General features: G+C 36.9%; 16 protein-coding genes and 1 pseudogene. 12 read left to right on the top strand and 5 right to left on the bottom strand.

Annotated features, from left to right (window positions below; genetic code table 11):
- Positions 1-33: 33 nt before the first annotated feature.
- Positions 34-1839 (bottom strand): M3 family oligoendopeptidase, encoded by a 1806-nt coding sequence (locus tag V192_RS0106485; protein WP_025870141.1) that lies wholly within the window; start codon positions 1837-1839, stop codon positions 34-36.
- A gap of 115 nt (positions 1840-1954) precedes the next feature.
- On the opposite strand from V192_RS0106485, the gene V192_RS0106480 reads away from it, so the two are divergent.
- From V192_RS0106480 to V192_RS0106455, 6 genes are all read left to right on the top strand, one after another.
- Positions 1955-2458, top strand: a complete 504-nt coding sequence (locus V192_RS0106480) for a VanZ family protein (protein WP_025870139.1) — start codon at positions 1955-1957, stop codon at positions 2456-2458.
- Positions 2459-2639: 181 nt separating this feature from the next.
- Entirely contained in the window at positions 2640-3035 is a 396-nt protein-coding gene (locus tag V192_RS0106475) for a YxeA family protein (protein WP_025870137.1), read from the top strand.
- An 81-nt stretch (positions 3036-3116) separates the two neighbouring features.
- A complete protein-coding gene (locus V192_RS0106470) occupies positions 3117-3326 on the top strand; it encodes a hypothetical protein (RefSeq protein ID WP_025870135.1) in 210 nt (69 codons plus the stop codon).
- Positions 3327-3651: 325 nt separating this feature from the next.
- A complete protein-coding gene (locus V192_RS0106465) occupies positions 3652-4377 on the top strand; it encodes a YebC/PmpR family DNA-binding transcriptional regulator (RefSeq protein ID WP_025870133.1) in 726 nt (241 codons plus the stop codon).
- An 83-nt stretch (positions 4378-4460) separates the two neighbouring features.
- Positions 4461-4979, top strand: a complete 519-nt coding sequence (locus V192_RS19505) for a GyrI-like domain-containing protein (protein ID WP_239644592.1) — start codon at positions 4461-4463, stop codon at positions 4977-4979.
- A 29-nt stretch (positions 4980-5008) separates the two neighbouring features.
- Positions 5009-5410 carry a DUF1801 domain-containing protein gene (locus V192_RS0106455; protein ID WP_025870129.1) on the top strand — a complete coding sequence of 134 codons (402 nt, stop codon included), beginning with the start codon at positions 5009-5011 and terminating at the stop codon, positions 5408-5410.
- A gap of 62 nt (positions 5411-5472) precedes the next feature.
- Here the strand turns inward: V192_RS0106455 and V192_RS0106450 are convergent, their stop codons facing one another.
- The 3 genes from V192_RS0106450 to V192_RS0106440 form a co-directional block, all read right to left on the bottom strand.
- The gene (locus V192_RS0106450) at positions 5473-6399 is read right to left on the bottom strand and encodes a LacI family DNA-binding transcriptional regulator (RefSeq protein ID WP_025870128.1); all 927 of its coding nucleotides are present in this window, start codon (positions 6397-6399) and stop codon (positions 5473-5475) included.
- A gap of 18 nt (positions 6400-6417) precedes the next feature.
- A complete protein-coding gene (locus tag V192_RS0106445; RefSeq protein WP_025870126.1) occupies positions 6418-6708 on the bottom strand; it encodes a hypothetical protein in 291 nt (96 codons plus the stop codon).
- 80 nt (positions 6709-6788) lie between these two features.
- Positions 6789-7727, bottom strand: coding sequence for a 1-phosphofructokinase family hexose kinase (locus V192_RS0106440; protein ID WP_025870124.1), 939 nt, complete (start codon positions 7725-7727; stop codon positions 6789-6791).
- A gap of 71 nt (positions 7728-7798) precedes the next feature.
- On the opposite strand from V192_RS0106440, the pseudogene V192_RS22825 reads away from it, so the two are divergent.
- The 6 genes and pseudogenes from V192_RS22825 to lacD all read left to right on the top strand — a co-directional run bounded on the left by V192_RS22825 (position 7799) and on the right by lacD (position 12867).
- Positions 7799-8685 (top strand): annotated as a pseudogene (locus V192_RS22825) (DeoR/GlpR family DNA-binding transcription regulator).
- A 15-nt stretch (positions 8686-8700) separates the two neighbouring features.
- On the top strand, positions 8701-9144 hold the full coding sequence (locus tag V192_RS0106430) for a PTS sugar transporter subunit IIA (RefSeq protein WP_025870122.1): 444 nt from the start codon (positions 8701-8703) through the stop codon (positions 9142-9144).
- Positions 9145-9163: 19 nt separating this feature from the next.
- Positions 9164-9442, top strand: coding sequence for a PTS galactitol transporter subunit IIB (gene gatB / locus V192_RS0106425; protein WP_025870120.1), 279 nt, complete (start codon positions 9164-9166; stop codon positions 9440-9442).
- Positions 9443-9457: 15 nt separating this feature from the next.
- The gene (locus V192_RS0106420; protein WP_025870118.1) at positions 9458-10813 is read left to right on the top strand and encodes a PTS galactitol transporter subunit IIC; all 1356 of its coding nucleotides are present in this window, start codon (positions 9458-9460) and stop codon (positions 10811-10813) included.
- 1 nt (position 10814) lies between these two features.
- Positions 10815-11855 (top strand): galactitol-1-phosphate 5-dehydrogenase, encoded by a 1041-nt coding sequence (locus V192_RS0106415; protein WP_025870111.1) that lies wholly within the window; start codon positions 10815-10817, stop codon positions 11853-11855.
- 10 nt (positions 11856-11865) lie between these two features.
- Positions 11866-12867 carry a tagatose-bisphosphate aldolase gene (gene lacD, locus V192_RS0106410; RefSeq protein WP_025870109.1) on the top strand — a complete coding sequence of 334 codons (1002 nt, stop codon included), beginning with the start codon at positions 11866-11868 and terminating at the stop codon, positions 12865-12867.
- A gap of 319 nt (positions 12868-13186) precedes the next feature.
- Here the strand turns inward: lacD and V192_RS0106405 are convergent, their stop codons facing one another.
- Positions 13187-13441, bottom strand: coding sequence for a beta C-S lyase family protein (locus V192_RS0106405; protein WP_128080800.1), 255 nt, complete (start codon positions 13439-13441; stop codon positions 13187-13189).
- Positions 13442-13471 lie beyond the last annotated feature (30 nt).

Genomic DNA, 13471 nt, shown 5'->3' with positions numbered 1-13471 from the left:
CTTCAACGAAAAATCCGTTCAAGCTTCTCAAGACTATTTAATATATTTTTCTGTTAATTCCATAAATTCATCAACATCTTTAATCACTTGATCGATTCCTGCTTGCCAGAAATCAGGTTTTGTTAAGTCGACTCCAAGATGTTTTTTAGCTAAGTCTTCTGACGTCATTGATGCAGTGTCACGAAGTAAGGCAATATATTGGTCTTCAAAGTTACTGCCTTGTTTGTTTGCATAAGCGTAAATTCCCATACTAAATAAATAGCCAAACGTATAAGGGAAATTATAAAATGGAACATCATCAATGAAGAAATGCAATTTACTTGCCCAGAAATGAGGATGGTAAGAACCTAGACTGTCCTGATAGCTTTCTTTTTGAGCTGTCAGCATCAACTCAGTTATTTCATCTTCACTTAATAAACCTTTTTGACGTGCTTCATAAAAATGGGTTTCAAAAATAAAACGAGCATGGATATTCATAAACATTGCAATGGCATTTTGCATCTTAGTATCCAATAAATTGATTTTTTCTTCAGGTGTCTCTGCTTTTTTTAGTGTTGCATCTGCAACGATCAATTCTGCGAACGTACTGGCTGTCTCTGCGACGTTCATTGCGTATTCCCGGTCAAGTGTTGGCAGATCCCACATCACGCTACTATGGAATGCATGGCCCAATTCATGAGCAAGTGTGGCCACTTCATTGATTGAATTTCCGAAGGTCATAAAAATTCTAGATTCTTTCGTCTCTGGAAGCTCTGTACAGTAGCCTCCAGGTCGTTTATCAGGGCGATCTTCTGCTTCGATCCAGCTCTTTTCAAAAGCTCCTTTAGCAAATGCGGCCATCTTAGGACTGAATTTTTCAAAATTCTCTAAAATAAATTCAGCGGCTTCATCAAAACTATAAGATGTTTCTTTTAAATCGCCTAAGATAATCGGAGCATCCTGATCTTGCCAGTCCATTTTTTCTTTTCCAAATAATTGTGCTTTACGTGTTAAGAAGTCGATAAAAGGCTGTTTATTCTTTTGAATGGTTGCCCACATAACATCCAGCGTTTCTTTTTGCATGCGGTTATAATTTAATGGCTTTTCTAAGAAATCGGTAACACCATGCAGTTTATAATCACTTAAACGAAAACCATCCAAATGATTTAAAGTATCGGCCAATAAAGGTGATTTCTCACTCCAAGCTTTTTCCCACTCAGCGAATAACGCCGCACGAACTTCTGCATTAGGATCGCTCATCATGCGATTAAAAGCCTGTCCAGCTGAAAGGAATGTTGTTTGTCCATCTTCTTTAAATGGAATCGAAATACTGGCAACGATCGTATCATAATGGCTGCTCCAAGCATTCAGCCCGTCTAAGGACAATGTATTGATAATGTTTTCTTCTTCCTCAGATAATAACTGCATACCATCTCGACGTATTTCATTTAAACGAAATGCAATTGCTTCAAAAGCGGGTAAAGCAGTTAACATTTGCCAATCTTGATCAGAAATTTCTGTCAATTTTTTAGTAAAAATAGTTTCTGCTAACTGAACTGCTGGTAGTAATGAAAAAAGATCACCAGATAAAATTTTAGCTTTTTTATCCTTTGTATCAGCAGAAGATAGCGCAGTGATAAAACTGCTGCATTGAGAAAATCCGTCTGAAATGGCTCCTTGTAAGGCTAAAATTTGCAGTAATTCTTGATAGTCAGTATCATTTTTAGGTGTCCATTGCTCAATCAATTGGTGATAGTTGTTGCTTTGTTCTGTTAATTTTGCTAATCGTTGTTCTAGTTGCGATGAATGGCTGCCTCCAGGGAAAATACTATCTAAATCCCAAACGAGCGAATAAGTCATACCTGATTCCTTCTTTCTTAGATCTATTTCTTCTAGTATATCATAAGAAAAAAATTTTAAGGATTGTTTATTTTTTTTGAAAAGACTACTATAATAAAAGAAGCGAGGTGACGATTTGAAAAAACAATTGAAAAATAGTAATTTTTACATAATTGTGGCTTTCTTGATCATGGCTGTTTTATTTTACAGTTCTTCCCAAACGTATGAGCAGCAATCTCAAGTTGGGCTATTGGATAAATTATTAAGCAATCAGCCTTTCAAAGAGCAATTAAAAGGAATCTCATTTAACTATGCAGGAAGTGAAATAAGTATTCAAGCGAGCGGATATTCAAAATTTATAGAGTTTTTTATCCGCAAAGGGGCTCACTTTGGTACATACTTTTTGTTAGGCGGCAGTTGGTTTATCGGATTAAATATGAAAATCAAACAACCGCTTTTGATCGGCGTTGTTGCGTGGCTGACAGCAACTGGTTACGCTGGGTTGGATGAATACCATCAAATGTTGACAGGCGGACGTACACCGCTGTTTCAAGATGTGATGTTGGATTCTATCGGGGCATTAACAGCAGTCATTCTTTGTCTGCTAGTAATTGGTATCAAAAAAATGAAAAAGAAATAAAGAGTCGAGACGGATGTTCAATCTGATAAATAAAACAAAATTCTGGGTTTCATATCAGACTTTTGTTTTATTTTTTTATTTTAATTTAAAAATCAGACTTTAGCTGGATGAAAATAGAATAAAGAAACTTTATTATAAAGAAAGTGAATAGAACTAGGTAAAAAATAGGGAGAGGTATTTGATGAAACACTTCTGCAAATTTGTACTTGCGATAATCATTATTATAATAGCTAGTATGATTGGGCTAAGAATGTATACGTATAAAAATACTTCGACTACTGCAGCGATGATCGATTATTTTAATCCGCTAGTCAAAACGGCCACGCTTTACACTAAGACTACTGAAAAATATGAGTATAAATACCCGGATGCAGTCAGTAAAATAGAGAATTTTGCGTATGTTGAAACGAGTTACACAGCTCAAGGAGAGAAACGAAAGGTAGAATATATTTCATTTGGGAAAAAATTGCAACCTGGGAAATTCCTCAAACTAACAACTAAAGGACAAAACGTTATGAAGTGGGAAGAAATCGATAAACAAGAACTACCAGAAAAAGTAAAGCCATTATTATTTTAATTAAATGAAAAAAATCTTATGAAGAAGATAGTTACATTCAAAAGAACTCCCTTTATACTGTTGAGTAGGGAGTGATTGATCATGGAGAATGTGACGATTAGTAAAAATAAGACAAGAGATACGGCCACAATTAATGGTTTGGGCATGTTAGCCTATCGTATTTTTCCGGATACCGAATGTGTCAATATTCAATTGTTGAGCGGAGCACAGGAAGAATGTACGATTCCATTTAGCGATGGAGAAATATTTAGATTGCGTGATGTGGAGCTTCGGTTAGATATTATTGATTAAAACCAAAAGAAAGATAAGACAATGGCTGAAATAGGTTGTCTTATTTTTTTGTATGATCTGCTGGAACACTAGCCGAATAAGAATAAAGGTTGCAACTATTAGGAAGCATAGTAAAATAAAAGGTAAATGAATGTTGCAGGTTTGTTTAGCTTTTATGTTGTCTAGCTTCATGAGCCAGCATCTCGGAAAAAAGATAAAACCTGAATGTGATAAAGAGCATCACAGTCATGTTTTTCTATTTTTCAGTCGAAGCTAAGCGGCTCATTTAGCTTTTATGTTGTCTAGCTTCGAGTCAACTACGTTTTTAAAATAGGAGGAATAAAAAATGGCAGGTCACAGTAAATGGAAGAATATTCAAGGGAGAAAAAATGCACAAGATGCAAAGCGTGGGAAGATATTTCAAAAGTTATCAAGAGAAATTTATATGGCAGCCAAAGCGGGGGGCACTGATCCTGCAACTAATGCTGCATTAAGATTGGTTATGGATAAAGCAAAAGCTGCTAACATGCCAAATGATAATATCGACCGTGCAATCAAAAAAGCCAGTAGTGCTGGTGAAAACGAGCATTATGACGAGATTACTTATGAAGGATATGGGCCAGCTGGTGTTGCAATTTTAGTCTATGCGTTGACAGATAATCGGAATCGGACGGGGACGAATGTGAGAGTTGCATTTACTAGAAATGGTGGTTCTTTAGGGGAAACAGGTTCTGTTAGTTATATGTTTGATCGTAAAGGATATATCGCAATTGAACGTGCAGGTCTTTCTGTTGATGAAGATACGATGTTTGAAAACATACTAGAAGCAGGAGCTGATGATTTAGAAACATCTGAAGAAGTTTTTGAAATCTATACAGCACCAGAAGATTTTACTGCGGTTCGAGATACACTAGAAAAAGACGGTTATACTCTAGCGCAAGCTGAATTAACAATGGTTCCGCAAAACTTAGTAGAATTAGATGAAGAGCAACAAGAACAATTACAAATGTTAATCGATAAACTTGAAGAAGACGATGATGTATCCGAAGTTTTCACTTCAGCGGATATGTGAGATAATTAATTTAAAAATGATGACAGATAGTTGTCAGCATTTGCATGGTAATTTATAGTTATCACATGAATGGAGCGGATACTATGAATTATAGAACAGAACAAAAAGAAGCATTTATTATCGCTGGATATACACAAGAAATGAAGAAAATAGAACAAGATGAAAATTTTTATGAAATATCGAATGTTTGGTCAAATTTAACGGAAGAAAAAATCAATCAGCTAATGGCGGTGACAGATGGGACACTCCAAGGCTTGCTAGGTGTTTCTGATAGCAATAAGAGTCAGAGACAATATAGATATATGATCGGAATGAATAAAAAGCAGGATCAAACTACCTTGGATGAGTTAGCTGAAACCCAATTTCCAGCGACAAAATGGGTGATTTTTGAATGTATTGGGGCAATTTCTGCTGGAGTCAAAGCACTTGATAAAGATCAACCATTTGAACCAAATGTTTTGATGCGTTTAAAACAGAACACACATGCACCGTGGCAGATGGGGAAATTCGTGAAAATATTGAGATACCAAGGATCGAGCGTTATCCAGTTGGAGACATGGAAGCAGATGATTATAAGTGTGAATTGTGGATTCCTATCATAGATTAAAAAAGACAATGAAAGAGGGAGAACATGAAAGAATTTTCGAATCCATCTGTAGCTACTATTTTTGAGCATTACCCTGAACGATATCGCAAACCGTTACTAGCACTTAGGGAATTGATTTTTGATACAGCGAAAGAATTAGCTGTAGTAGGTGTGTTGGAAGAAAGCTTGAAGTGGAATCAACCTTCTTACGCAACAAAAGCAACAAAATCAGGAAGTCCGATTCGCATCGATCGTTTTGGAGCGGATAAAATTGCTTTATTCTTTCATTGCCAAACGACATTAGTAGAGGAATTCAGAGCATTGTTTAGTGATGTTTTTGAGTTTTCCAAGAATCGAGCGATTGTGCTTGACCCAGATGAAGAGCTACCACTCAATGAGTTAGCATTTTGTATTGAACGAGCGTTAACTTATCATAAAAAAGGTTAAAAGACTATCATAGTAAAGGCTATAACACACAACATTTTATAAGTTGTATGTTATAGCCTTTTTTAGCCTCGCTCAATAAAGGTATAGGGAATCGTTTTAGTGGCGACTTCTTTATCCAAAAGCAAATGAAAAGCGGCCTCTCCGCACTGATCTATATGGTGATCGATCGTAGAAAAGTTGAGTAATCTGCTAGAAAGTAAATTTTCTTCTCCGATCACTAACACATGATCTTGAGAAATATGCTGTAAAATACCCGCTGCAACATCATCGCCATTGGTAACGATCACTTCTAGGTCTGCTAATTTTGAGAAATGACTACCAGCTTGGATACCATCTTCGTACGAGCGACATTCTCTAACAAGCATTGATTCATCCAAATAGCCGATGACATCACTATAGGCTTGTAACACTAAGCCGGTACTAGCGCTATCTTTTTCAGTTCGACCAACCGTTAAGCCGATGTTATTATAGCCTCGTCTTTTTAGTTCAGTAAACAGATTAGTATAGGATTCTTTGCGCTTGATAGAAACACAAGAAATCGGAAACGTACCTGTATCTTCACAACAAACGATCGGTGCATATTTTAAATAATGAGCAATTGTTTCAAAAGACACTTTTTTTGAGGTAATGATCATGCCATCCCAGGCTTTTGCAGCTAGCTCATCCAAATACTGTTTCTCAACGTTAGAATCATAATTGGTTGGTAGTAAGGTCACTTTGTACCCATCTTCAAAGGCGGCGCTTAAAATGCCACTAACGATTTTTTCAGAATAAGCATGATCAGCATAAGGGATCATGACGGCAATGTGTTTTGATTTTCCACTACTTAAATCCCGAGCTTTGGCATTGGGCACATAATCAAGTTCGTCCATGATTTTTAAGATCTTAGCTCGTTTTTCCTCAGACACATAAGGGTGGTCATTCAAAACACGGGACACGGTAGTAACGGAATAACCAGACAATTTGGCAATATCACGAATATTTGCCATAAGTGACTCCTTTCAAACCTAGTAACTAACGCTTAGAGGGCGTAAAATTCGGCTTAAAAAAGGCATTAAGTGATTCCCGTAATCAATAAAGTGATAGTGTTCACCTTCATAATCAAAGCAAATGAAATCAAGCTCGCCTTCTTCTCCAAGCGTCAATCCTTCTATTTCAGCCAATTTTACTGCTTTATCGATCGGTTTGCAATAGTTATTCAAACTACGGATCATAAGTGCCTCATGTTCGGTTGATAAAGAAACAAAGTAATAATCTAGTCCCAAATGATCTGTTAATTCAAGCATACCATTCATCATTATCGAATCCTCCTGTCGTTTTTTCAACTATAAAGTATGAAACGCGTATCAGGTCAAGAGGAAATGTCTCATTTAGTTTGTTATAGACTTTTGATGATGATTTCTTGTTCGATTCGATCGATATCGACTTGTTTCATTTCAGGAAACCAGTTAAGTACATTAGCAGTTGAATAGCTGACCGCTTTTTTTAAGACATCGATATCTTCTAAGTTTCCCAATGTTAGGTATTTGACCAATCCACCTAGAAAAAAATCACCGCAAGCAATTGGGTTTTTCGCTTGTGCTGGTGGGACAAAAAGATGATAGATCTGCTGATTTAATTTGGCGATAACGCCCTTTGCACCGAGCGTGACGATGAAATAGGGAATAGCTGCAGCTGTTTCTGATTTTAGAAAATGAGCATAGTCCTCTATTTCGTTAAAAGTGTAATCTGGGGCTAAATCATTTAATTCTTCATCATTGATTTTGATCACTTCTGGCTTCCCTCTATAAGCTTCGATTAAGGCAGGACCACTGGTATCAACGAAAAAGTGAATGTCTTGTCCTTTTAATTGTTCTTGGATTTGAGCGATATAATCATCAGGCATTCCTTTCATCAAAGAGCCTGAAAAGACGACTGTATCGTGTGGCTGAATGGTATTTACTAATTGCTTGGTAAAGTTATTTAATAAAAGCTCATCTAACACGAAGCTATTTTCATAAATAGGATAAACTTTGTTCGTTTTTGTATCTACAATAATGTTGCAAAAACGTGTATTGACAGCTACATCGGTTATTTCCAACTGAATGTGTTTCATTGAAGCAAGCTCTTGTAAGTATTCTCCGTTTCGTCCACCTAAAATCGTATGGATACAATATGGGACAGAGGTGTCTTCAAAATCCAACGCATAAGCGACATTGAAGCTCTTACCTCCTGCAAATTCTTTGACTTTATACGGACGGTTTGGAAGCGCAGCAGAGAAATTCTCTATCAATAATGTGCGGTCAATTGCTGGATTTGGGCAAATTAAATGTATCATGGTGATCATCTCCTTTAATTTACTGAAATAATAGCATCAAAAAAAAGAATAATCAACAAAAACTTTGCTTTATGTCGTTTAAAGCAAAGTTTGTGAAGTTAAAGCAAAATAAAAGCAAAAAAAGTGTTGCATTTTTATTTGCAGATGCTATTATTATGTTAACGATTACAATGAGATTAGGAGGCAAAGGAATGAATGCACAAGATAGAAAGGACTATATCTTAGATATTTTAAAAAAGAATCATTCTGTCAAAATTTTGAAGTTAAGTAAAGAATTACGTGTTACAAGAGAAACAATACGTAAAGATTTATATGAATTAGAAAAAGAAGGATTGATCAAAAAAATTCATGGTGGAGCTGTATTGGACAGTTCGAATCAGGAGACGGATTACGAGCGCCGCAAAAGTGAATATCAAGAAGCAAAAACTGCAATTGCCAAACAAGCTGCTAAGCATATTGAAGAAGGGGACACAATTTATTTGGATTATGGTACGACAACATTAGCATTAGCTAAAGAGATCATGAATTTTAAAAATATCACTGTTATTACGAATACAATCCCGATCATCAATTTATTGTTACATAGTGAAGATATCAACCTTTTGATTCCAGGAGGAATGCTTAGAAAAAATGAAGACTCACTATATGGTCCATTTGCTTCAAATAATCTGCAAAATATTTTTGTAGATATTGGTTTTTTGGTTGTGGTGGAATCGATGATGAGGTTGGGATCACAAATCATCATATGGGTGAGACGATGATCTCAAAGGAAATGATCCATCATAGCCAAACATCAATTATTTTAGCGGATCACAGCAAATTTGGCAGTATTGCATTTAATCGTACTGCAACTTTTGATGAGATAGATATTATCATTACGGACGAAGACTTGTCTTTAGAAACGTATGAAAAAATCAGTCAGAAAGGAGTCGAAATTTATTGTACAGACGACGAGTAGAAGGAGGGCAGCGAAATGAAAGAACCATTATTGTATCATCGATTGTCAGTGGCTACACAACGGGAATTGTTTGAAAAATTAAGTACAGAACTAGAGGTAGAAGGAATCGTGCAGCAACATTTCTTAGAGGCATTGATTGAGCGAGAGTCAGAATTTCCAACGGGATTGCCGTTAAAAATTGGGGTGGCGATTCCACATACAGATGGCACTTATGTCAATGAAGACCGCTTAGTATTTGTTACGCTAGAACAACCCATTCCATTTAACGAAATGGGGGGAGATGAGGAAGATGTAATTGAAGTATCAGTTGTTATAATGCTAGCAATCAAAGAAGGGAAAAAACATTTATCGATCCTGCAAAAACTGATCGAATCACTTCAAAAAGAAGGATTTGTAGAACAATTAGCCCAAGCGGAAGATGTAAATAAAATGGAAACAGTTATTTCTGCGTATTTATAAATTAAGGAGTGAATATATCATGAAAAAAGTAATCGTTGCCTGTGGAGGCGCAATCGCAACATCAACTGTTGCTGCAAACAAAATCAAAGAGTTGGCTCAAAGAGAAAGTATTCCAGTTGAAGTGGTTCAATGCCGAGTGAGTGAGTTGGACAGTAAAAAAGAAGGAGCAGATTTGATTGTGACAACTGCCAAGGTCAGAAAAGATTACGGGATTCCAGTTGTTCATGGCGTAGCGTTTGTTTCTGGTGTAAATATCGAGGGTACTGAAAATAAGATCTTAGATGTTTTGAAGCAATAAGGAAGGAGTAAAAATATGGCTATTATTCAATATATTGTCGACCTTGGTGCAAGTGTGATGCTTCCGATCGTGATCATGATATTAGGATTACTATTAGGTCAAGGAATTGGTAAATCACTTCGCTCAGGTATTACGATTGGAATTGGATTTGTTGGAATTGGGTTGGTTATTTCTTTACTGACGGATAATTTAGGTGCAGCAGCAGAGGCGATGGCAAAGAATTTTAATTTAGGTTTAAATGTTGTTGATCTGGGCTGGCCGGGAACCTCTCCCATGGCTTGGGGTTCAGATCTAGGGTTGATCGCAATCCCAATAGCAATTGGAGTCAATATCATCATGTTAGTATTTAAAATGACAAAAGTTGTAAACGTTGACATTTGGAATATTTGGCATATGGCTTTTACTGGAGCCATTGTTCAGATCGCCACTGGAAATTTCTATCTAGGTATTTTAGGTGTTGTCGTTCATGCAGTGATTGCATATAAATTAGGGGATATGTTTGGTCAAGTAACAGATGATTACTTTGGTTTAGAAGGAATTTCGATCCCACACGGCTCCTCAGCTTATATGGGAGTCTTTGCTGCTCCAATCGATGATTTGATCGAAAAAATTCCAGGAGTCAATAAAATCAACATTACCTCAGAAAAAATCGAAGAAAAATTGGGCGTGCTGGGACAACCAACGATCGTTGGAGCAGTTCTTGGATTCGTGATCGGACTTTTGGCAAAATATTCAGTTGCTGATTCATTACAATTAGCGATTCAAATGGCAGCAGTCATGGTCTTGATGCCAATGGTCGTAAAGTTGATCATGGAAGGGCTAATTCCAATTTCAGAAGCTGCTCGTAAATTATTAGATAAGCATTTTAAAGGTAGTGAGCTAAAAATTGGTTTAGATCCTGCGTTGTTACTAGGGGATTCACAAGTTATCGCTGCCAGCTTACTTTTTGTTCCATTAACGATTTTGATTGCTGTAATCGTACCAGGGAATCAAGTATTGCCGTTCGGTGATTTAGCAACGATGGGCTTTTTCATTGCTATTGCTGTTGGGGTCCATAAAGGGAACTTATTTAGAACGCTGATTTCTGGTTCAGTAATCATGTATGTGACGATTTGGATTTCTAATCAAATGATCAGTTTACAAACACAATTGGGACAATCGGTTGGTTTAGTTGCTCAAGGAGAACGCGTATCTTCTTTAGATCAAGCTGGAAGTCCAATCACCTATTTATTGACTAAAGGAATTACCTTAGAGACAGGTCTTGGCTTTTTCGTGATTTTAGTCGTCTATGTGGCCTGTTTTGTTTACACGTTTATTAAGTATAAGAGACAAACATTATATGTTGAAGCAGATGGAGAAGGAGTGAAGTAGTTTGAGAGCATTAGAAGTTGTTGGAAAAGCTCAAATGATTCTAAACGAACTAGAGAAACCTAAACTCGAATCAGACAAAGTGTTGGTCAAAGCTGCCTATTGCGGTGTTTGTGGTTCTGATTTACCAAGGTATTTTGAGGGTGGTGTTCATACATTTCCACAAGTTTTAGGTCATGAATTTTCAGGAATCGTTGAAGCTGTTGGAGCGGATGTATCTGATTTTATCAGTGGTGATCGTGTAGCAGTTGCCCCGCTCATTCCGTGTGGCAAATGTGATGCTTGTCAAAAAGGGGAACCTGCAATGTGTTCACACTACAGTTTCATCGGTTCGAGAGAGCAAGGAGCAATGGCTGAATATGTAGCAGTTCCTGCTAAAAATTGTGTGAAGGTGCCGGAAAGTTTGTCCTTAAAAGAAGCGGCTCTATTAGAACCATTGACTGTAGCGATTCATGGAATTGAACGAATCGAGCTTCGTGCTGGAGTCAGCGTCATGGTTTTAGGTGCAGGTACGATTGGTTTGTTGACCTTATTGGCATTACGTGCTAGAGGAGTTGGCGAGATTACGGTTGTTGATTTGAATGAAAACAAACTAGCGATAGCCCAAAAAATTGGTGCTGATCAATTGGTCAATCCGAATACTTGTTCCTTAGAAGACTATTTCAAAACACATGATTTACCAGAAATCGTGATTGAAACAGCCGGGAGTGCCATCACTCAAGTTCAAGCAATTCGATTTATTCAAAAAAGAGGCCAAATCAGTTATGTGGGCACTAGCACCAAAGAAGTTGTATTGTCACCAGTTGATTTTGAAAAAATCCTACGTGGAGAGCTGGAAATAACAGGATCATGGATGTCGTATTCAGCGCCATTTCCAGGGTTTGAATGGACGGCTGGCTTACGCTATATGGCAGAAAAGGAAATTAATGTGAAGCCCCTGATTACAGGTATTTACTCTTTAGAAGATTTAGAAAAGCCATTTAAAGAAATGGTTAAAAAGGATTCAGAACATGTCAAAGTATTATACGAAATAAATCCAGAATGAGAGGTTAGGTATGAAAAAAGTTAGTCAGAAAAAATATGAAGCCCTTCAACGAGTATCGGATGAATCAGGGATTATCAGTGCGTTAGCAATTGATCAGCGTGGCGCTCTAAAGAAAATGATTGGAAAATACCAGTCGCAAGCTGTTTCATCAAAACAAATCAGCGACTTTAAAATGATTGTTTCAGAAGAACTAACACCGTTTGCGTCTTCAATCTTACTAGATCCAGAATATGGTTTACCAGCAGCGGCGAAACGAGCGCAAAGCGCTGGTCTATTGTTAGCCTATGAAAAGACTGGTTACGACGCAGAAAAAGTAGGACGATTGCCTGACATCTTAAATGACTGGTCTGTAAAACGTTTGAAAGAAGCAGGGGCTGATGCTTGTAAGTTTTTACTTTATTATGACATTGATGAAGCGGATGAGATAAATGAACAAAAGCATATTTTTATTGAAAGAATTGGTTCAGAGTGTTTAGCTGAAGATTTGCCATTTTTCTTAGAAGTGTTATCGTATGATGCGGATGGACTTGATCCTAATTCAATTGAATTCGCTAAAGTCAAACCGCATAAAGTAAATGAAATGATGAAAGAATTTTCAAAAGACCGTTATAATGTAGATGTTTTAAAAGTGGAAGTACCGGTTAATATGAATTATGTAGAAGGTTATGGTACAGAAGTTTGTTATACACAGGAAGCTGCGTTGAATTACTTTAAAGAGCAGAGTCAAGCGACGGACTTACCATTTATTTTTCTAAGTGCTGGAGTAAGCGCGAACTTATTCCAAGAAACACTAACATTTGCAGCTAAGGCACAATCGACTTTTAATGGTGTCTTATGTGGAAGAGCAACATGGGCAAATGGCGTAGAACCATTTGTCAAAAAAGGAGAGACCGCCGCAAGAGAATGGCTGATGTCTGATGGTCGTCAGAATATCAGCGAACTAAATAAAGTCTTACAAACAACAGCAACTTCTTGGCATAACAAAATCGAAAAAAAACGAGGCATAAGATAAACGGCTAGTCCAAACTCTCAAACCTGAACGACGTTTGTCTCAACCTCAGCTTTGTATCTACTATACAATAAAAATGGATAATTAGAAAGAAAATCAAAAGCAGGCTAGGAAATTTATAGCCTGCTTTATTTTAGCTTTTAAAAGATCATCTTCTTTGTCTTTCTAAATACCAGCGAGTATACTGGAAAGTAAGAGAGGTTTTTCCTCAAAAAGACATAAAGGAGCTGCTACTATGATCAAACTCAGTCAAGCAAAAATGGATACCCTCAATCGTTTATCCCATGAAAAAGTTTCTTGTGTCGACATCGAATTGGTTCAATCACTGCTGACAGTCGTTATAAGCTGTAATCGTACTGTCCATTTCTGAAATACTTGTAGAAGAAAGACCATCGCAATTTTTCAGTATACATAAAAATTGTTCCCGTAGCTCAGGATCGGGAATCATTAAATAAGAAGCAATCAATCCCGACGTATTAAAGGTTTTGCGTGCAGAAGTACCTAATACCATATGTGTGGTTTCGTCTGCCCATTTAAAAATTGGAGAATGACGTTCACCTTTACGCAAAATATCCATAGACATATAAATAAAAAAGAACCTGATTCG

Source organism: Enterococcus crotali (assembly GCF_000633635.1).
In the GTDB taxonomy this organism is placed as follows: Bacteria; Bacillota; Bacilli; order Lactobacillales; family Enterococcaceae; genus Enterococcus_L; species Enterococcus_L crotali.
This window is presented reverse-complemented; position numbering and strand designations above follow the sequence as displayed.

Excerpts from the sequence above, each read along its gene's own strand:
- V192_RS0106455 (WP_025870129.1), top strand. The coding sequence starts at position 5,009 with ATGAAAGAATTTTCGAATCCATCTGTAGCTACTATTTTTGAGCATTAC.
- lacD (WP_025870109.1), top strand. The coding sequence starts at position 11,866 with ATGAAAAAAGTTAGTCAGAAAAAATATGAAGCCCTTCAACGAGTATCG.
- V192_RS0106470 (WP_025870135.1), top strand. The coding sequence starts at position 3,117 with ATGGAGAATGTGACGATTAGTAAAAATAAGACAAGAGATACGGCCACA.
- V192_RS19505 (WP_239644592.1), top strand. The coding sequence starts at position 4,461 with ATGAATTATAGAACAGAACAAAAAGAAGCATTTATTATCGCTGGATAT.
- V192_RS0106445 (WP_025870126.1), bottom strand. The coding sequence starts at position 6,708 with ATGATGAATGGTATGCTTGAATTAACAGATCATTTGGGACTAGATTAT.
- V192_RS0106450 (WP_025870128.1), bottom strand. The coding sequence starts at position 6,399 with ATGGCAAATATTCGTGATATTGCCAAATTGTCTGGTTATTCCGTTACT.
- V192_RS0106420 (WP_025870118.1), top strand. The coding sequence starts at position 9,458 with ATGGCTATTATTCAATATATTGTCGACCTTGGTGCAAGTGTGATGCTT.
- V192_RS0106430 (WP_025870122.1), top strand. The coding sequence starts at position 8,701 with ATGAAAGAACCATTATTGTATCATCGATTGTCAGTGGCTACACAACGG.
- V192_RS0106485 (WP_025870141.1), bottom strand. The coding sequence starts at position 1,839 with ATGACTTATTCGCTCGTTTGGGATTTAGATAGTATTTTCCCTGGAGGC.
- V192_RS0106440 (WP_025870124.1), bottom strand. The coding sequence starts at position 7,727 with ATGATACATTTAATTTGCCCAAATCCAGCAATTGACCGCACATTATTG.
- V192_RS0106465 (WP_025870133.1), top strand. The coding sequence starts at position 3,652 with ATGGCAGGTCACAGTAAATGGAAGAATATTCAAGGGAGAAAAAATGCA.
- V192_RS0106405 (WP_128080800.1), bottom strand. The coding sequence starts at position 13,441 with ATGGATATTTTGCGTAAAGGTGAACGTCATTCTCCAATTTTTAAATGG.
- V192_RS0106475 (WP_025870137.1), top strand. The coding sequence starts at position 2,640 with ATGAAACACTTCTGCAAATTTGTACTTGCGATAATCATTATTATAATA.
- gatB (WP_025870120.1), top strand. The coding sequence starts at position 9,164 with ATGAAAAAAGTAATCGTTGCCTGTGGAGGCGCAATCGCAACATCAACT.